At 51.4% G+C, this 19,379-nt stretch carries 17 protein-coding genes and 1 pseudogene; 10 read left to right on the top strand and 8 right to left on the bottom strand.

Translation table 11 applies throughout. From position 1 onward, the window contains the following. Positions 1 to 4 precede the first annotated feature (4 nt). The 5 genes from metH (at position 5) to EDC32_RS16345 (ending at position 7,866) form a co-directional block, all read left to right on the top strand. On the top strand, positions 5 to 3,448 hold the full coding sequence (gene metH / locus EDC32_RS07815) for a methionine synthase (protein ID WP_132221218.1): 3,444 nt from the start codon (positions 5 to 7) through the stop codon (positions 3,446 to 3,448). A gap of 12 nt (positions 3,449 to 3,460) precedes the next feature. Next, a complete protein-coding gene (locus tag EDC32_RS07810) occupies positions 3,461 to 5,317 on the top strand; it encodes a bifunctional homocysteine S-methyltransferase/methylenetetrahydrofolate reductase (RefSeq protein ID WP_132221217.1) in 1,857 nt (618 codons plus the stop codon). Between the two features lie 1,031 nt (positions 5,318 to 6,348). Further along, on the top strand, positions 6,349 to 6,489 hold the full coding sequence (locus tag EDC32_RS16350) for a hypothetical protein (RefSeq protein WP_158283283.1): 141 nt from the start codon (positions 6,349 to 6,351) through the stop codon (positions 6,487 to 6,489). 206 nt (positions 6,490 to 6,695) lie between these two features. Continuing rightward, positions 6,696 to 7,655 (top strand): 4-hydroxy-3-methylbut-2-enyl diphosphate reductase, encoded by a 960-nt coding sequence (locus EDC32_RS07805; RefSeq protein WP_132221215.1) that lies wholly within the window; start codon positions 6,696 to 6,698, stop codon positions 7,653 to 7,655. 73 nt (positions 7,656 to 7,728) lie between these two features. Further along, positions 7,729 to 7,866, top strand: a complete 138-nt coding sequence (locus EDC32_RS16345; RefSeq protein ID WP_158283282.1) for a hypothetical protein — start codon at positions 7,729 to 7,731, stop codon at positions 7,864 to 7,866. 100 nt (positions 7,867 to 7,966) lie between these two features. On the opposite strand, the gene EDC32_RS07800 is transcribed toward EDC32_RS16345, so the two are convergent. Next, on the bottom strand, positions 7,967 to 8,266 hold the full coding sequence (locus EDC32_RS07800; protein WP_132221213.1) for a DUF1811 family protein: 300 nt from the start codon (positions 8,264 to 8,266) through the stop codon (positions 7,967 to 7,969). A gap of 74 nt (positions 8,267 to 8,340) precedes the next feature. Between EDC32_RS07800 and EDC32_RS07795 the strand changes: the two genes are divergently transcribed. After that, entirely contained in the window at positions 8,341 to 9,252 is a 912-nt protein-coding gene (locus tag EDC32_RS07795; RefSeq protein ID WP_158283281.1) for an alkaline phosphatase family protein, read from the top strand. A gap of 1 nt (position 9,253) precedes the next feature. Beyond that, entirely contained in the window at positions 9,254 to 9,637 is a 384-nt protein-coding gene (locus tag EDC32_RS07790) for a hypothetical protein (protein ID WP_022737095.1), read from the top strand. A gap of 1 nt (position 9,638) precedes the next feature. Here EDC32_RS07790 and EDC32_RS07785 read toward each other — a convergent pair whose 3' ends face one another. The 3 genes from EDC32_RS07785 to EDC32_RS07780 form a co-directional block, all read right to left on the bottom strand. Further along, positions 9,639 to 9,989 carry a L,D-transpeptidase gene (locus tag EDC32_RS07785; RefSeq protein WP_132221209.1) on the bottom strand — a complete coding sequence of 117 codons (351 nt, stop codon included), beginning with the start codon at positions 9,987 to 9,989 and terminating at the stop codon, positions 9,639 to 9,641. A gap of 61 nt (positions 9,990 to 10,050) precedes the next feature. Next, the gene (locus tag EDC32_RS16340) at positions 10,051 to 10,227 is read right to left on the bottom strand and encodes a hypothetical protein (protein ID WP_158283280.1); all 177 of its coding nucleotides are present in this window, start codon (positions 10,225 to 10,227) and stop codon (positions 10,051 to 10,053) included. Positions 10,228 to 10,447: 220 nt separating this feature from the next. Then, positions 10,448 to 10,930: a DinB family protein gene (locus tag EDC32_RS07780; protein WP_132221207.1), complete on the bottom strand. Its 483-nt coding sequence runs from the start codon at positions 10,928 to 10,930 to the stop codon at positions 10,448 to 10,450. 371 nt (positions 10,931 to 11,301) lie between these two features. Here EDC32_RS07780 and speD point away from each other — a divergent pair, with 371 nt between their 5' ends. Next, on the top strand, positions 11,302 to 11,712 hold the full coding sequence (speD, locus tag EDC32_RS07775; protein ID WP_022737091.1) for an adenosylmethionine decarboxylase: 411 nt from the start codon (positions 11,302 to 11,304) through the stop codon (positions 11,710 to 11,712). A gap of 122 nt (positions 11,713 to 11,834) precedes the next feature. Here the strand turns inward: speD and ptsP are convergent. From ptsP to EDC32_RS07750, 4 genes and pseudogenes are all read right to left on the bottom strand, one after another. Beyond that, positions 11,835 to 13,544, bottom strand: a pseudogene (ptsP, locus tag EDC32_RS07765) (phosphoenolpyruvate--protein phosphotransferase). A gap of 20 nt (positions 13,545 to 13,564) precedes the next feature. Beyond that, positions 13,565 to 13,819, bottom strand: coding sequence for an HPr family phosphocarrier protein (locus tag EDC32_RS07760; RefSeq protein ID WP_022737089.1), 255 nt, complete (start codon positions 13,817 to 13,819; stop codon positions 13,565 to 13,567). A gap of 218 nt (positions 13,820 to 14,037) precedes the next feature. Beyond that, complete coding sequence (locus tag EDC32_RS16335) at positions 14,038 to 14,367, bottom strand: PTS sugar transporter subunit IIB (RefSeq protein ID WP_022737088.1); 330 nt, start codon at positions 14,365 to 14,367, stop codon at positions 14,038 to 14,040. Between the two features lie 166 nt (positions 14,368 to 14,533). Then, on the bottom strand, positions 14,534 to 16,756 hold the full coding sequence (locus tag EDC32_RS07750; RefSeq protein ID WP_132221199.1) for a sigma 54-interacting transcriptional regulator: 2,223 nt from the start codon (positions 16,754 to 16,756) through the stop codon (positions 14,534 to 14,536). 213 nt (positions 16,757 to 16,969) lie between these two features. On the opposite strand from EDC32_RS07750, the gene EDC32_RS07745 reads away from it, so the two are divergent. After that, on the top strand, positions 16,970 to 18,469 hold the full coding sequence (locus EDC32_RS07745) for a carboxypeptidase M32 (protein WP_132221197.1): 1,500 nt from the start codon (positions 16,970 to 16,972) through the stop codon (positions 18,467 to 18,469). 226 nt (positions 18,470 to 18,695) lie between these two features. Beyond that, positions 18,696 to 19,343, top strand: a complete 648-nt coding sequence (locus EDC32_RS07740) for a lytic transglycosylase domain-containing protein (protein WP_054096239.1) — start codon at positions 18,696 to 18,698, stop codon at positions 19,341 to 19,343. Positions 19,344 to 19,379 lie beyond the last annotated feature (36 nt).

Below are 19,379 nucleotides of genomic sequence, written 5' to 3'. Positions count from 1 at the left end.
CAGCATGGCCAAGCAGTGTGTGTCTGAACGACTGAAAGAGAAAATCCTCATCTTGGATGGCGCGATGGGGACGATGTTGCAACAAGCTGGGTTGACGGCGGCGGACTTTGGGGGGGAAGCCTTAGATGGGTGTAACGAGATGCTGAACCTGACCCGACCTGATCTGATCGAGTCGATCCACGATGCTTATTTTGCGGCGGGGGCAGATATTGTAGAAACCAACACCTTTGGAGCGACTCCCATCGTGTTAGCAGAGTATGAAAAGCCTGAATTGACGGAAGAGATCAACTTGGCGGCGGCGAGGTTGGCGGTGAAATCATGCCGCAAGTTCTCAACGCCGGAATGGCCGCGCTATGTTGCCGGAGCGATGGGTCCGACCACCAAAACGCTGTCCGTGACAGGTGGCACCACCTTTGACGAGCTGGCCCAAGGGTATTATTTGCAGGCGAAAGCTTTGATTCAAGGGGGCGTTGACTTTCTCTTGTTGGAAACATCGCAAGACACGTTAAATGTCAAAGCAGGGAGTGTGGGTATTGAGCGGGCATTTGCTGAATTAGGTGTCACTCTGCCGGTGATGGTCTCCGGCACGATTGAACCGATGGGAACCATGCTTGCGGGACAGACGATCGACTCTTTTTATGTGTCGATCGAGCATCTCAAACCGTTTGCTGTCGGCTTGAATTGCGCGACTGGCCCCGAGTTTATGACCGACCATATTCGCACCCTGGCGGGGATGGCTCGGTGCGCCGTCAGTTGCTACCCGAATGCCGGTTTGCCTGATGAAAATGGTGACTATTTGGAAACGCCGCAAGCGCTGGCCCGTAAAATGGCCGAATTTGCAAATAACGGTTGGCTCAATATCGCCGGAGGCTGTTGCGGCACCACGCCTGATCACATCCGGGCGATGAGTGAAGCATTGGCCGGCATTCAGCCACGCCAGTTGCAAGCTACGCATGCTCCCGCTGTATCGGGAATTGAGGCGGTCTTCTTGGAAGACAATCGCCCTATTTTAGTAGGGGAGCGGACCAATGTTATCGGTTCGCGCAAGTTTAAACGCTTGATCGCTGAAGGGAGTTATGAGGAAGCATCAGAGATCGCTCGCAAGCAGGTGAAAGGGGGAGCCCAGGTAATCGACATCTGCCTGGCTGATCCTGACCGTGATGAATTGGCCGATATGGAGAAGTTTTTGACGTTTGTCACCAAGAAAGTCAAAGCGCCGCTGATGATCGACTCCACTGACCCCCAAGTGATTGCCCGCGCACTGACCTACACGCAAGGCAAAGCAGTGATCAATTCCATCAACTTGGAGGACGGCGAAGAGCGCTTCCAAGAGGTTTTGCCGCTGGTGAAGCGATTTGGAGCCGCGGTGGTGGTAGGAACCATTGATGAACAGGGTATGGCTGTTTCACGGGAGCGCAAGCTGGAAGTGGCATTGCGATCGTATGAGTTGTTGGTGGAGAAATACGGCATCGCGCCAGAGGACATCATTTTCGATCCCTTGGTGTTCCCCGTGGGCACAGGTGATGAACAGTACATTGGGTCGGCTGTGGAAACGGTGGAGGGGATCCGCCTGATCAAAGAGGCGCTTCCCGGCACTGCCACCATCTTGGGTGTGTCCAACGTCTCCTTCGGCTTGCCATTGGCCGGTCGCGAAGTCCTTAATGCTGTTTATCTGTATGAATGCACCAAAGCCGGTTTGGACTATGCCATCGTGAATACCGAAAAACTGGAGCGCTACGCTTCGATTTCGGAAGAAGAACGCCGATTGGCGGAGCGATTGCTCTTTGATACCAACCAAGCTAATTACGATGCGGTACTGGCTGAATTTACGGCCTTTTATCGAGACAAAAAAGTGGAAGAGAAAAAGCAATCAGACCATCTGACATTGGAGGAGCGCTTGGCGCGCTATGTGGTGGAGGGAAGCAAAGACGGCCTGTTCTCCGATCTGGATGAGGCGCTGACCAAATATAAACCGCTTGATATTATTAATGGGCCGCTCATGGCGGGCATGGATGAAGTGGGGCGCTTGTTCAACGACAACCAACTGATTGTGGCTGAGGTGCTACAGAGTGCCGAGGTGATGAAAGCATCCGTTGCTTATCTGGAGCCGCATATGGACAAAGCGAAGACGCATGCCAGGGGGAAAGTGATCTTGGCGACAGTAAAAGGTGATGTCCATGACATCGGCAAGAATTTGGTGGAAATCATCATGGCCAATAACGGTTACGAGGTGGTAAACCTCGGCATCAAGGTGCCGCCGGAACAACTGATCGAAGCGGCGCGGCGTGAGCGTCCAGATATGATCGGGCTATCCGGCCTGTTGGTGAAGTCCGCCCAACAGATGGTAGTGACTGCGCAGGATTTGCGAAAAGCGGACATCCATGTGCCGATGCTCGTCGGTGGGGCAGCGCTGTCACGCAAATTTACGGATACCCGCATCTCTCCCGAATACAATGGCCCCGTTTTGTATGCCCGGGACGCCATGAATGGGCTTGAATTGGCGAATCGTTTGATGAATCCGGAAGAGAGAGCTGCGTTGGAGGCCGAGTTGCGGGCTAAGCGGGTTGAAGCGAAAGCGGCGAACACCGAAGTGAAAGCGAGTGTGCAGGTGGCTGTACGGCGTGTCAGTGAGATCAACCGCCAAGCCCCGGTGTTCGTCCCGCCCGACTATGAAAAACATGTGTATCGGGATGTGCCGCTCGCGCAATTGCGTCCTTATATCAATGAGCAGATGCTCTTGGGCAAGCATTTGGGCCTGAAGGGAAATGTGGCGGAGCTGTTGGCAGCTGGTGATGAGAAAGCTTGCCAATTGAAAGCACAAGTGGATGAGTTGTTTGCCGCGGCTATTTCCGACCGCTTGATCCGGCCGCACGGCTGCTATCGGTTTTTTCCGGCACAAGCGGATGGCGATACAATTCTGATTTATGACCCCAACGATCACAGTCGGATTATTGAACGGTTTACTTTCCCAAGACAGACAAAAGGCTCTTATCTCTGTTTGGCTGACTTTGTGCGGCCGGTGGAGTCGGGAGAGATGGATACTGTCGGCTTTTTCGCCGTCACCGCCGGTTTGGGAGTGCGTGAGCAAGCGGAAACGTGGAAAGAGCAGGGCGACTACTTGCGTTCCCACTTGTTGCAAGCATTGGCATTGGAGACGGCGGAAGGGTTTGCGGAACGGATTCATCAGGTGATGCGTAGTGCTTGGGGCTTCCCTGACCCGGTCACCATGACCATGAAAGAACGATTTGCCGCCAAATATCAAGGGATTCGCGTATCGTTTGGTTACCCGGCTTGTCCCGACCTGGAAGACCAAGTCAAGCTGTTCCGATTGCTTGAGCCGGAAGAGATCGGGGTTGCGCTGACGGAAGGGTTTATGATGGAGCCAGAAGCGTCGGTGTCGGCGATGGTGTTTGCGCACCCTGAAGCCCGTTATTTCAGTGTGGTATAAGGAGGAAAATGAATGGGCAGACCAAATTTGATTGAACGGTTGCGGAGCGAGTTGCTCGTGGGCGACGGGGCGATGACCACTTATTTGTATCAGCAGGGCGTTTCCATCGGCGAATGTACCGAAGAGTTGGTGCTAAGCGATCCCAAACTGGTGGCGGGAGTGCACCAAGCTTATTATGAAGCGGGAGCGCGAGTGATAGAGACGCATACGTATGGTGCCAACCGGGAGCGGTTGACGCGGTATGGGCTGGAAGGGAAAGTGACGCGCCTCAACCGGGAAGCGGTGCGATTGGCCCGGGAATCGGTGGGGGATGATGCCTACATCTTGGGCTCGATCGGTTCCATCTGTGCCGGGCGTGTGCCCGCCTATGATGAAGAGGAATACCGCGACATGTATGAAGAGCAAGCTACAGCGCTGTTGCATGCCGGAGTGGATGGCATTCTGTTGGAAACATTTCTCGATGTAAAGGAAATGCTGTTGGCTGTCGAAGTGATCCGTCCTCTGACCAACCTTCCGTTGCTGGCTCAGTTTTCCATGTTGGAAGTGGGCCGGACGCGTGATGCGTTTTCCATCTCTACCGCGTTTCAGTTGTTGGCTGAGCAGGGGGTAGATGGCGTCGGTCTCAATTGCCGTTTGGGGCCGATGGAATTATTGCGCGGATTGGAGAAAACGGTGGTGCCGGAACAATTGGTTATTACCGCGTTTCCCAATGCCAGCCGGTTAGGGATCACTGATGGGGAGTTGGCATATAAATCCAATCCCGCCTATTTTGAACAAACAGCGGAGTTGTTGGTGGAGCAAGGGGTCAGCTTGTTGGGGGGATGTTGCGGCACGACCCCTGAACACATCCGGTTGCTGGCCCAAAGCCTGAAAGGAAGAAAGCCGGTGCCACGCCGCAATCCGCAGAATCGGGAGACAGCACAACCGGTAGCGGTGGAGATAACCGAGCGCGTCAAACCGACGGTTGTAGAGAAAGTGCGCCATAAACGGACGATCGTGTGCGAATTTGACACACCCAAGGACTTGGACATTTCTGCTTTTTTGCATGGTGCCAGCCGATTGCAACAAGCAGGGGTTGATGCGATCACGATGGCCGACAACTCCTTGGCCACTGCCCGCATGAGCAATTTGGCCTTGGGGGCGATTTTAAAAGAGAAGATGGGAATTGAGCCACTTGTCCATGTTGCCTGTCGCGACCGCAACCTATTGGGGCAACAATCACACTTGATGGGCCTTCATGCGTTAGGCATCGACCAAATCCTCGTCATCACCGGAGATCCCACGCGGATGGGCGACTTGCCGGGGGCCAGCTCCATCTATGATGTTACTTCGTTTGAGCTGATCCGCATGGTGAAGCAACTAAATGAGGGAATCTCCTTTGCCGGACGCCAATTGAAACAAAAAGCCCGGTTTGTCGTCGGGGCAGCGTTTAATCCGCACGTGCGCCAATTGGACGCTGCTGTGCGCCGCTTGGAGAAAAAAGTGGAGGCAGGGGCCGATTTCATTATGACTCAGCCTGTGTACGACGCCCAAGGAATCATCGATGTGCATGAAGCGACGAAACACATCCCCATTCCCATCTTCATCGGGATCATGCCGTTGACGGGGTATCGCAATGCGCTATTTTTGCATAATGAAGTACCAGGGATAAAAATTTCGCCAGAAGTGTTAAAGCGCATGGAGCAACAGCCAGACAAAGCGGCAGGGCGCCGGGAAGGCGTGGCGATAGCGAAGGAATTGCTGGAAGTGGCATTATCCCGTTTCAACGGGATTTACTTGATTACTCCCTTCTCATATTGGCAGATGTCTGAGGAGCTGATCCGCTTCATCCATCAATACGACAGCCAACACATTGCTTTGCGGGCCTGATGGAGACCGGCTCTGCACAGGCAAAAAAAATCCCCCCTGTTGTTACAGGGGGGATAACCATGGAAACACCCAAAACCAAACCAAAACTGAGATGAAAAAGTTCAGGTACATAATCATTCGAGGCGACAAACGATTTTGTGTCAACTTTTTATCATTTTTTTAGATTTTATGTTGCAACCATTGGAATGATTGGACTTTCGGATAACTATTTGACGAGCATTCGTTGCATTCCTTTCATTCGACACAACAAGACAAGAGATGTCAAAATCATGAGAAAAGATGAATTTTAATTTTGTATTAGGTGAGAGAAATTGAGTCTCCTGGGCAGGAGGTTGGTCGTGTCCTGGGAGTTAATCATTTTCCAAATGGGGAAATTTGCTTAACAAACAGTAACAATTGAACAGAAACAGGGATGAATTGTCCATATTTTGAATTAAAGTAGCTTTTTCTTTACGTTTATTCTGTTATATAGTATAAATTTAAAGGCGAATGAGTCGAAGGAGGGAAGCCGGGGAGATGTATGCGAATATTCTGGAACATGGCCTGTTGCTGTTCTCCATGCTGATCTCATTTATTTTGGCGGGCCTGTACATACGCGAACGCATTAAAAACAAGGAGAGCTAGGCTTGCAACTTCACCCGGCCACAATCGCCGGACCCGCTTTGCTCGGTCGAACCCGTTTTTTATAAGCACTCATTATTGGTTTAAAAACCTCGCGGAGCATGGTGGGGTTTTTTTGTGCAAAAAAGAAAGGATGCCCTCCCAAATTGTATGGAGGGAAGGCGGTTTGTTAACAACAGCAACTGCTTTCGTGCCGTCTTGATGAAGATACGTGTGAGGAAGAACAATGACGCGGAGGAACGGGATGGGGACGGCGGCGGCTGCAACAATATTTCATATGCCACTTCAGCATTGCCATTTCGAATTTATGGCAGATTTTCAATTGCATATACAGATTTCTCAAAGCATGGGGATCACACGGCAAACGGTGCATCATATGATGGTGCCCCGGATATGGATGCGGCATTGGCATGGGCATTGGCATGGGCATCGGTTGCGCCGGCGGGCAAGGTCTCATGGGCGGGCATGGCGGCATCGGTTTCATGGGTGGCATGGGCGGCATTGGTGGCATCGGTGGCATCGGCTTTGCAGGTGGTGCCGGCGGCGTGTAAGGTTTTTGCGGTCTTTCCATGTTCTCACTTCCTTCATTTGTGATGACAGTGTATCTTATGAATGCCCCCGTGCGAATGTACCGTGCAGACCAGCCCATCTTTTGGGATGGCTGAGCCGGGCGACCTTCCCTTGGTTCCAGTTGGAGAATAAGCTATAATGAGATGGACTATGCCTCGGACCAAACGGGGTCGGGAGGGAAACAGGAATGGAAGTAGTGAAAATCACACCGCGCGGATACTGCTATGGCGTGGTCGATGCCATGGTTTTGGCTCGGCAAGCCGCCAAAAATCTGGACTTGCCGCGTCCGATATACATTTTGGGCATGATCGTTCACAACAGCCATGTCGTGGACGCCTTTGAAGATGAAGGCATCATCACCCTGGATGGAGAAAATCGCTTCGAGCTTCTTGATAAAGTGGACAAGGGGACGGTGATCTTCACGGCTCACGGCGTTTCGCCAGAGGTGCGCAAGAAGGCGCGGGCCAAAGGGCTGACGATTGTGGACGCCACATGCCCGGATGTAACTCGTACCCATGATTTGATTCGCGAAAAAGTGGCTGACGGATATGAAGTGATCTACATTGGGAAGAAGAACCATCCGGAGCCGGAAGGAGCCATGGGCGTCGCTCCGGGGCGTGTGCACCTGATTGAGAAGGAAGAAGATATCGAGAAGCTGGAGCTGAACACAGATCGGCTGTTGGTTACCAACCAAACGACCATGAGCCAATGGGATACAGCGCATTTGATGAATAAAGTGCGCGCCAAGTTCCCGACGGTTGAGATTCACAATGAAATCTGCCTTGCAACGCAAGAGAGACAAGAAGCAGTTGCCGAACAAGCCAGAGAGACAGATTTGGTGATTGTGGTAGGAGATCCGCGCAGCAACAATTCTAACCGCTTGGCACAGGTGGCCAAAGAGATCGCCGGCGTAGAGGCGTACCGGATCAGCGATGTGACGGAATTGAACATCGAGTGGCTGAAAGGGAAGAAAAAAGTGGGCGTGACGGCGGGCGCATCCACCCCGACGCCGATTACCCGCGAAGTGATTCAGTTTCTGGAGCAGTTTGATGAGAACGATCCCAGCACTTGGGTGATTGAGCGCAAAGTGGACATGAAGAAAATCTTGCCGCCAGTGCGAGAGAAAAAGTTAAATCGGCAAAAATAGAAAACCGGGGTAACCCCGGTTTTTTGTTGGATGGATGTGCTTGATTATTCTAACAATTAGGTGAAACGTAAGCATGTCATCTTTGTTGGTAGCGGGTAGCCATGAAGTCGTAGCATTGGTTCATGGTACCGCGGAATTCCACCTGATGATCCTTTTTCATGGGATTATACCAGGCGAAGTAGTTGTCCTCGTGAATGATGGATGGTGGTAATTTTTCAGAATCTCTTATGACATAATACATCTTTTTGAACACACCTCCTAGATGTAGTATGTTCAAAAAGACGAAATTTAACCCGGATTTGCCAAAAAAATTAACTTTTTAGCACGGCCAAGGGGAGAGCGACCAATTCTTCAGTCCCTTCCCAATTCCCCCAAGCCATCACCCCGTTGAGATAATCCACATAGAAGCGGCGCGTTTCTCCTTCCACCGCATACCATTGTTTCGGAGGGATGGTGGCGGGATCGATTAAATACGAGCGGGCCAGTTTGCGTTTTTGGCTGATGATATTTACTTGGCTGTCTAATCCGTGTTCTCTCGCCCACTTCTCTTCCTGTTCCAGCTGGCGAATCGTTTCGGCAAGGGTTTCTTTGTCCATCTGGCTGAAGCGCATCTTCGTTTCCTCCTTTGTATTACAATCACATGTTACAATGAAAAAGACTGGAGGTGAAGGGGATTACTGTTTTCTTGCTATTTGTCGATGGAGTAGGGTTGGGTGACGATGCGGAATACAATCCTTGGGTGACTGAGCCGACGCCGCATATCAGAAGCTGGTTGAGCGGAATACCCCTTAGCCGTGCGGCGGTTGGTGTACATGGAAAAGAAGTGCACCTGATTGCGACGGACACCCGGCTCGGGGTGGAGGGATTGCCGCAGAGTGCAACAGGCCAAGCGGCCATTTTTACCGGTAGAAATGCGCCGCAAGCAATGGGGATGCATATGGCCGGGCTGCCGTTTCGCCGGTTGCGCGAATGGGTTCAGGAAGATAATATCTATAAGCAATTTGCCCGCAAAGGTTGGAAAGCGACATTTGCCAATAGCTACACGCAGGAATATTTTGAGCGACCAGCGACCAAACGTGGTTGGATTTCCGTGTCAACCGCGACGATGCTTTCAGCGCAGATGCCGGTTCGATACCTGCCAGATTTGTTGCGGGGAGAAGCGGTATATCATGATTTGACCAGGCACACGTTGAAGGAGCATTTGCCCGAGGTGGACGAGATTACGCCCGAAACGGCGGCCGAACATCTCACCCGCTTGGGACGCGACCATGATTTGGTGGTGCATGAATTTTTTTTGAGTGATCGCGCGGGGCACAAGCATGATCCTGAGCTGGTGCGGTGGGTGGTGGAGACATTGGACCGGTTCCTGGGAGCCATGCTACGGTTGCGTCAACGCCAAGATACGATTGTGCTGGTGAGCGACCATGGGAATATGGAGGACTTGCGCGTGCGCACCCATACCATGAACCCGGTTCCGACATTGGTGGCCGGAGATATCGGGGCGATCGAAGACGGGCAAGTGGCTGAGTGGAATTTATGCTGTATTGCACCGCTGCTGCAGCGGTTGGTGGAACGGTGCCAGAAAGGAGAAAGCTAAGATGTCGACAAGGTATATTCCACAGATTCGGCAGGCAGTCATACCGGAAGACGGAGGATGGGCGGAATTGAGTAACGGCGCAGTGCTGATATTGTCCATTCCGGAATGGACGGAATCGAATCAGGCACTGACCCGGGAAATGCAATCCGTCTGGTTGTATGATCGGGCGAATGATGCTTATTTGTATTGTTTCAAATTGGCTGACGGCCAAGAATATGCAATTGCTTTTGCCAAAGAACACGCCGGGGTGCTGTTGGCGGACGAGCGGACAAAGGAGCCGTTTGCTATGTTGATCACGGCACAGCCATTAGCCGCTGAAGAATATTCCCCTTACTTGCTGATCTCTGACGTGGTGTTGAAAAAACACCCCAAGGCTGGATGGTGAATCAGCGGATGATGACAGTGGTGCCGATCGGAACCAAGCGGGCTAATTCGTTTACATGATGGTTGTACATGCGAATGCAACCTCTGGAAACCCGTTTGCCGATCGAAGACGGGCGGTTGGTGCCGTGAATGCCATAATGGGGCCGAGACAGTCCCAGCCAGTATGTGCCGAAGGGGCTAAGGGGTCCGCCGGGATAACTGTTAGGGTAGGGGACTTTGTTGATGATGCGGTACGTGCCTTCGGGGGTGGCGCTGGCCGCCCGGCCGATTGCGATGGGATAAGATCTGATCAGCTTGCCGTTTTGGTATAGGTATAGCCGAAATCGTTTTAATTCAATCACAATCAAATACATAATAAAATCACTCCTTTTCTACAACATACGAAGAAAAGGAGTGATGCATGCTCCTATGATTTTAGCCATCGTCCATGTTGCAGATGAAACCGTTAAACAACAAGATTTCCCCTTCTCGTTCATGTTCTTCTCGCAAGCGATCCAACAATTTTTTATATTCATTTGCGCGCGGCTCCATCGCCAGCACTTTAATTAGCGCCCGAATGACGATACCTCGCTCTCTGGGGGATAAGTACATCGTTCAGCCTCCTGCGGTGAAGGATGTGCGTATGGGGCGAATTCTGCGAATCCGATTACCCTAATGCCTTATCCTTCCCGTTTCAAAGGGTTTTAGACATTCGGGACTAGAGGTGTGTCTGATAAATAGGCCAGCGGCTCCCAAACCATTTTCTTATTTACTTCACTGGTGCATCGGCGCTCCTTCCCCACCAACTTGATTTAACAGACACCTCTTGGAATCAATATAGATCAAACATATTGACGTTGTAGTGCAATTCCTTTAAATACTCAAAGAGTTGGGAACGATGATGGGACAGGTGGGTCAAAATTTCGATCAGCCATTTGGAATAGGCAATGCCTTCCTGGCTGTAAAACGGTTTGCCCGTTTTGTGGACAAAGTCCTCGACGGTTAAGTCCGCCATGTATGATTTTAGGCGGTCTGCGCCGGAGTGCAAGAGATTCAGCAGTTCCACCGCATTGTGGGTAAACAGTTCCTTTTCCAGTTTACGTATGGAGATTTCGTCTTGTTCCTGAATGATGGCTAAATCGACAGTGGGGATTTGGACGAGATGATTGACAACTTCAAGGAGAGTGCGCATCGCGGATTGCGGTTGGTAATGCCAATCCTTGTCTTCGATTTTTTCAATCAATGCAGCAGTGGTGCGAACCATTAAATCCAACTCTTCAAAGAGGTGTTGCCTGATTTGGCAAATGGCGGTCAATGCTCCTCATCCTTTCTGTTGTGTATTGGAAATGGCAAAACGGTTAATCGGATTTATTCTCTGCCAGGAGCATGAAACCCTTTGAAAGCAAACGGCTGAAATGACATTAATTTACAATGAAGACGGGATGAGTGTGTCCATCTGGTTGTGGTAAAAAACGGGGCAGGAGTGAGATCATTTTTGCCTAAAATAACTGTTGCAGTTCATAAAGAGATGTGTTAAGTTAATGATTGTGACATTGAGCTAGTAGGATCCAGGATTCACTTAAAGGGTTGGGACCTCACTGGACTAACCTTCCCCCGTGGTGAACAAGCAGATCCTAGCGGAATTTGGCTCACACCAACTTTTTGCTAGGAAGGGGGCCGAAAGATATGGAATTTTCTACTTTCGGAAGACATGTAGCGATGGACGCGTGGGGCGTTGACTTTGATCTGATCAATGATGTTGCGTTTTTGGAGCATCATATGAAAGAAGCTGCCAAAGCATGTGGGGCGACGATTTTGTCTGTACAATCCCAACAATTTGAGCCCCAGGGGGCCACAGTGCTTGTGATGCTCTCAGAAAGTCATCTGACGATTCATACCTATCCGGAAAAAGGGTTCGCTGCCCTGGATTGTTACACCTGTGGTCACACTGTTGATCCCATGATCGCCATCAAATACATGATCGATGTGCTGAAGCCGACGCAAGCATTTTCGAAAGTGCTTCGCAGAGGTGTAGGGCCGATTGAGGTCATCCAACCAGACGTAGCTACGTTGACTAGAGAAGAAGTGACTGTTTGAACATAGAAAACATGTGGTAGCCGACTAAGGTCTCACGATGGGAGATTTTAGTCGGCTTTACTTAATTTTGCGCATGAAGAAATAAAATAAACCGACTCGCTAGCGAGTCGGTTTTTTTATTTTTATTGTTGGGAATGAATCAGTGCGCGGACTTGATCGCCATCTTCCAACTGAAGGGCTTTGTCCGCCAGCGCTTTGGCTTTGGCGCTGTCGATGAGGCGCACGCGTTGCTTCACTTCCGGAATCGCGGATGCGCTCATGGACAGCTCATGCAATCCGAGACCGACCAAGATTTCCGTCATGGTTACATCTCCGGCCAGCTCTCCACACATGCCTACCTAGATACCCGCTTGATCGGCAGCGTCACAAGTCATTTTGACCAAACGCAACACCGCGGGATGGGCAGCGTCGTACAGATGGGCCACTTGCTCATTGCCACGGTCTGCGGCCAAGGTGTACTGAGTCAAGTCATTGGTGCCGATGCTCATGAAGTCTACTTCTTTTGCCAAGAGATCGGCGGTCACGGCTGCAGCCGGTACTTCGATCATGATGCCGACTTTGATGTCGTCGGCGACCTCTGTCCCTGCACTGGTGAGTTCTTGCCGGCATTCTTCCAACAAGGCTTTGGCTGCACGGATTTCAGACAGGTTCTCGATCATCGGGAACATGATCCACAAGTTACCATGTACGCTTGCCCGCAACAGCGCCTTCAATTGCGTTTTGAAGACGTCTGGGTTGGCTAAGCAATAGCGGATGGCGCGGTGGCCGAGGAAAGGATTCTCCTCTTTCGGCAAATCAGCATATGGCAGGTCTTTGTCCCCGCCGATATCCAAGGTACGGATCACCACTGGTCGTCCGTTAAAGGCGGAGAGCACTTTGGCATAAGCTTGGTATTGCTCTTCCTCGGTTGGCCAGTGATCGCTTTCCAAGTACAAGAATTCGGTGCGGAACAAGCCGACTCCCTCGGCATGGTTTTTGACTGCCAGCTCGATGTCATTCAAGCTGCCGATGTTGGCGAATGTTTGAATCCGTTTGCCGTCTGCCGTATAGGCATCAGCTGCTGCCTCTTTCAAAGCGGCTTCCCGTGCTTCTTTTTGGGCGGCGATGAGTTTGCGAGCCTCTTGTTCTTCTGCTTCGCCAGGGTTGAGGATGATCGTACCTTTATCCCCGTTCACGATCAATTTGTCGTCATCTTGAATGTGGTTAATCAATGCACCCAACCCTAGCACTGCCGGAATGCCCAAGGTGCGAGCCATGATTGCCGCGTGCGCGGTTTTGCTTCCTTTGGCTGTCACCATGCCGGCGATGCCTTCCGGAAACTGTGCGGTGTCTGATGGGGTTAATTCTTCGGCGACAACCACATCTCCCGCTTTCAACTGCGAGGGGTCGAACGGCTTTTTGCCAAGCAGGTTCAGCAACAACCGAGAGCCCACATCACGGATGTCGTCGGCACGGGCCTGCATGTATTCGTCATCGAGCGACGCCATCAACGCGCTCATCTCTTCCGTCACTTCTTGGCAGATCGCCTCTGCGTTTTTTTTCTGGCTATGGATGCGGTTTTCCATTTCACCGGTGAAACCGGGGTCGTCCAAAAACGCCAAATGAGCGTCAAACACTTGCGCTTCTTCCTCGCCCATGCGCTCCGCCGCTGTTTGGCGCAAAGTGTTGATTTGCTCTTTGGTTTGATTGATGGCTTGTTTCAACTTTGCCGTTTCCGCTTGCGTGTCGGCAACCGTTTTCACCGTGACTGTGGGTTGCTCTTTGCGCCACCATACAGCGGTACCCAGATTGATGCCCGGTGCGGCGCCTACGCCTTGGATGGTTTGGCTCACTGTGGAATCCCCCTTAATCATTACGAAAGCGTTGCGATGATTTCCGCCAATTTATTGACAGCTGCTTCTGCATCTTCGCCTTCAGCGCGGATCGTAATCTCATCATTTTGTTTGGCAGCCAAGGACATTACGCCGAGCAAACTTTTAGCGTCTACTTCTTTTCCGTTTTTCACTAATTTGATAACGCTTTTGAATGCGGAAGCCTCTTTCACCAAAAGAGCTGCTGGACGTGCATGCAATCCGCTTGCGTTGGTAATGGTTACTGTTTTTTCCATAGGTCTTCACAAATCCTTTCTTACGGTTTATTTGAATGGGGCGTACGGCCTTCCCGAGAATGGCTCGCATGCCTGCCAGAATGGATGCCCCCGTTTGGCGGGAAGATCCGCGATGTTTTTTTCATCTTCTGGCGCTGTTTGTGACAGTTTAAGGTGTCAGATGAAACAGCGTTTTTGTTGTACGCTTTCATTTGTCTGTGTGCCAAAGGCGTTATGGTTCAAGAGGAGAAAGGAATGGAGGCGAGCGCCATTGCTTGCTCCAACACTTTTTCGCCGTTCATGGTGGCGAAGGCTACCGGGTTCACCATGGCCAAGGGGATGGCATGGGCATCCGCCTTTTTTTGCAGGTCACGCTTATGATGTCCGATTTGCGGCTCCAATAAAATCACATCAACCAGCGGCAACTTCGCTTGGCACTCATGGATCCCGACGGCTTCAGCCACTAATGGAACCCCTTTGTCCTGCGCGGCTTCATTGATTTTTCGACAAAGCACGCCGGAAGAGGCGCCCCAACTGCACACAAGCAATAAACGGATGGTGCGACCCATCGGTTTGTCCCTCCCCGGTGACAGGTTTTTTACTTCAAGATGGAAAAACCGTTTTCGGGGGATGGCACCCATATGACGTGCAATTTTGATGCCAACCCTCGTAACGGGCGGTAAATGAAGATGAACCGGGAAAGTGTGCAAAAACAGGTTGCACACTTCGCACGGTTCATGAAGAAATGGGTCTGTTTGGTGGTTCAGCAGACAAACGAGCCAGTTCATGCGCGGCGGCGGGCGGAAAACGGACACCCATGTCTTGTTCCAATTGTTGCAGAAAACCCTCCCACAGCGTCAGATGGGCGGTAGGCGGTTTGGGAGCAGGTGGACTTTGGGTGGTCACTTTGGCTTGCGCCCGGTGTAATTGGGCAGCGAGGAGTTGATCCATGTAAATGCCCACGTGCATCCACATACCCATTTCCCGTTCGGGCGTCCAATCGAACAGTTCCCGAAAGCGGGGCGCTTCTTGCTCAATCAATCGCACCAATCGTTTGGGGTTATAATGGGTTATTGTGTCCAAAAGCCCTTGAAGGATGAGTTCGGGCACCCGTTTCGGCGTCAACGGGATTTCCGATTCTTGCACCAACTGTGGTTTGCGGGTCTTAGCCAAATGGTGCGTCAACTTGCGGAATCCTTCTGGTTGGTACAACTCCCATGCCGGGAAATAAGGGATATCCGTCAAAGCGGGCGGAACCGTGCCTACGATGGCGATCAGGTCATAGGTTTCCTGCAGTTGTACTAACCCTTGGGACCGGCGCGTAAACGGATCGATTTGCGCCGAGCGGATGACCACATCGCTGTCGGCGGCCGGCAGGCGCTTTTTTAACCAACTTTCCAGCGTGGACGCGGCTCCTTCCCCGGTGAGACAGACTGTGGCGATGCACCGCTGTTTGGTCTGATCGGTTTGTCCATCCAGCGAGAAAAAGAGGGCGATCAAGTCCAATTCATATTCAGGCAGGCGCAGTCGGTAATGCTCTTCCAAAGCACGGCCGATTTGCCGCGCTATTTTTTTGTGCAGAGGCAGGACAGGCAAGTCGGATGGCACGGGTTGGGCTGGGCGCCGTTCGGGTTGCCGGATGAAGGCTTGGATGTGCAATGCCAATGCTTTCAAGGGAAATGACTGTGCCGCTTGCGGGAGTTTGTCACGCCACGGTGATAGTGTCCGCTCCAACAATTGGAGCAATTGTGGGTCCAGCGGCGGTTCGCTTTCCTGGGAATCGCCCGGCTTGAATGAGGTGACCAAGCGGCGGATGTAGGAATTGACAGTTTCCTGAAGTTCCCGTTCCATTTCCAGCGGTGTCGCTCCTTGCTGTGACAACAGGGCATGGCGATGCAACAGTTGCTCATAAATATTGTCTGAGGGTACCTGTTTCAAGCGGGAAGCGATGGCCGTGGTCACCGGCCCTTGTTGGCGCAAGTGTGTCGGCAAATCGTTGATGGTGACGATCACTTGGTCTTTGCGGTGACCAAGCTGACGCAAAAAGGCCCTGGCGCAAGCGATTTGAATGTCACTTTTCAATTGGCCGATATTGCCCGGGCAGGGATAAGACAAAAAACGGGCCCGGCATTCCTCTGTTACAGTCAAGGGTACTCCCATTTGGGTTTCTTCCTCTTTTAAGAAAGTGGAGAGTAGTTTCGCCCGTTCTTGTGGAGGGCGTTCACGCAGCGGAGGAATGGTCAGCTTGACTGAAAAACGGCGCATCAATGTGGGCAGTAAGGCGGTATCTGGTGCTTCCGTGGTAGCACCGATCAGGCGGATGGCCACCGTTCGTTCAGCATGGGTCTCCCCTAGCCGACGAAAGCTCCCCTGATCCATCAGGGAGAACAGCATTTCCTGGCCCGATGGGGGAAGGCGGTGGATCTCATCCAAAAAAAGAATGCCGCGATCGGCTCGTTCCACCAAGCCTGGCTTGTCTTCTACGGCTCCGGTGAAGGCGCCTTTTTTCACCCCGAATAGCTGGGCCAGCAAGAGTTCCGGATTTTGGGCGTATTCGGCACAGTTGAAGGTGATAAACGGTGTGCCCGGCGATAAGTGGCCTGCTTCCGTGGCCACTTGAACCAGTGTTTGCGCCATGTACGTTTTTCCTACCCCCGTTTCACCAGTGAGCAAGATGGGTAATCCGTGTGGGGGATACAATAAAGCCGCCAATGCTTCTTTCAACAGGTCGGCGATCCCGGAATGGGCCGCTTGCATCGGGAATGGAGCCTCTGGCTGGGTTGGACGGTACAAAACTGGTCGTCCGGCAATTTTTTCCGCTAACCCTTGTTTGACAAGTTGGTTGAGGTAACGACTGACGGTTGAACGGTCTAAGTCCAACTGCTTTGCCAACTCTCCCGCAGTGGTTCCTGCTGGCTGTTTGCTCAGTTGTTGATGGATGGCATCAAGTTTTTTCATACTTCTTTTCGCTCCGTGTAAAAGTTGGTGATTTTATCATACACACTTTGCACAGTAATTGTCGATTGGATTCCTTAGGATTGATTGGCAAGTTAAGGGATTAAGAAGCGCTGTTTTCTGCGGAAATTATTTCGAGAGCAGGAAGAATGTCTTATATGAAGAAATTCAATTAAGAATGACCGATTCAGCGCATAAGATAAGAGAGGGAACAAAATGGAAAAGAAATGGCAAGAGTTGAAAAAGCGGCTCAAGGAAATTTATGATTTGCAATCTGTGATCGCACTGTTGGATTGGGATCAAAATACATACATGCCCCATGCGGCAGGAGGTGCGCGGGGTAGCCAATTGGCGACATTGGGGCGAATTGCGCATGATAAGCTGACTGATCCCCGCTTGGGTGAACTGTTGGAAGAACTGGATGGTCAATGGCCGTCTGACTCCCTTGAAGCGGATTTGATCCGTGCGGCAAAAAGAGAAGTTGACAGGGAAACAAAGGTGCCGGCTGATTTTATTTCCCGCTTCTATCAAAATTCCGCCGAAACGTATCAGGCTTGGGTGGCCGCCCGGGAGGAAAATCGTTTTGACAAGGTGGTTCCGCATCTGGAACGGACATTGGAGCTGAGCCGGGAATACGCCCATTATTTCTTCGGGTTTGATCATGTGGCTGATCCGCTGATCGACCGCACCGACTATGGCATGAAAGCCAAAGAGCTACAAGCGTTGTTCGGGGAGTTGCGCAAGCAGTTGGTACCATTGGTGGAGCAGGTGACAGCCGGTCCGGAGGTGTCGCAAGCCTGCATTAAACAGCACTTTGCTAAAGAAAAGCAATTGGCTTATGTGAAGCAACTGATCAGCGCTATGGGATTTGATTTTAACCGTGGGCGGCTTGACTTGTCACCTCATCCGTTCATGATTCGATTGGCACACGATGATGTGCGAATTACAACGCGGGTCAATGAAGAGGATGTGACGGAGGTGCTGTTTAGCACCATCCATGAAACGGGTCACGCCTTTTATGAGTTGGGCATAGACGCTGATTTGGAAGGAACACCGTTGCACAAGGGAGCCTCGTCAGGGATCCATGAAAGCCAATCCCGCTTGTGGGAAAATGTCGTCGGCCGAAGCCGGGCATTCTGGCAAGCGCACTATCCTTCTTTACAAGCCGCTTTTCCCTCCCAGCTGGGGAATGTTTCCTTGGATGACTTCGTGCGGGCGATCAACCGGGCGGAGAAGTCGCTTATTCGCATTGAAGCAGATGAATTCACATACAATCTGCATGTAATCATCCGCTTTGATTTGGAATTGGCCATGCTGGAAGGAAAACTGGAAGTCAAAGATTTGCCGGAGATGTGGCGCTCCCGCTACCAAAGCGATCTTGGTATCAGTCCGACGGATGATAACCACGGAGTGCTTCAAGATATTCATTGGTACGCAGACTTCATCGGCGGAATGTTTCAAGGATACACCCTTGGCAACATCCTCAGTTGCCAATTTTATGAGGCCGCATGCCGCGTCCATCCGCAGATACCGGACGAAATCGCGGACGGAAACGTATCGACCCTCCATGGTTGGTTAAAGGAGAACGTATACCGCCACGGAAGCAGGTGGACGGCGAAGGAGTTGGTGCGGCGAGCGACCGGTTCTGAGATGACGATTGCTCCTTACATCGCTTATCTGAAGCGGAAAGCAGACGAGTTGCACCTCGGGCGTTAAGCCTCGCCCCATCCCTGCGCATCATAACTCGCGGGGGTGGGGCAGTTTGGTGCTGGGCCGTCTTCGTCTGTGTGCGAAAAATATACACAAATCGTTTAATTGATCGCGAAGGTTGTGAATTGACGCCGCTTAAAATTAAGTTTATCGTGGAAGATAGATTATTGACGGTAATGTTTACAAGCATGACAATCGGACTTCCACAAGGGGAAAGATAGGTTGATCAATAATGGAGCAGATGAATATAAAAAAGTGGATCAAGCCAGCGGTGGAAGCTCTTCCGTCTAAGCGGGTGATTCTGCTGGCGTTTGCCGTGCTGCTGGTGTTTGTGATGGTAGCTATTCCCTTGTTTAATCGCTTGATGTATCCGCTTGAATATGAAGAGTACATCTTTGATAGTGCACAAGAGACGGGAGCGGATCCATTTCTGGTCATGGCGGTGATCCGCCAGGAGAGCAAGTTTGATCCAGACAAGAAATCGGCGGTTGGCGCGCAAGGGCTGATGCAGCTTATGCCGTCAACAGTCAATGATATCATTCGGGACGGACATTTTTCGCCAGCTGTTCGCGACTATGTGTTTGACCCAGCGACGAATATCCGGTTGGGTAGCTGGTACATCAAGTTTTTAAGTGACCGTTACAAAGGGAATTATGTAGCTGTGATTGCCGCGTACAATGGCGGCTTGGGAAATGTGGACAAATGGATAAGCTCCGGGGTCTGGGACGGGACGAGGCAAAACCTCGATCAGATCAAATACGGTGAGACACGCCATTATGTGGCTCGTGTAAGCTATTACTACGAAAAGTACAAACAGTTGTACAAGGATAATTACGAAGAGTATCTGAGAGAACAGAAGGAGAAAAAACAGAAGCAATAATAAAAATCCGGCTGGGATTCCACCGGATTTTTCCCT

Origin of the sequence: Laceyella sacchari, assembly GCF_004343255.1 — a bacterium.
Classification (GTDB): domain Bacteria; phylum Bacillota; class Bacilli; order Thermoactinomycetales; family Thermoactinomycetaceae; genus Laceyella; species Laceyella sacchari.
The sequence above is the reverse complement of the archived record's forward strand: the minus strand, read 5'-3'. Positions and strand labels throughout refer to the sequence as shown.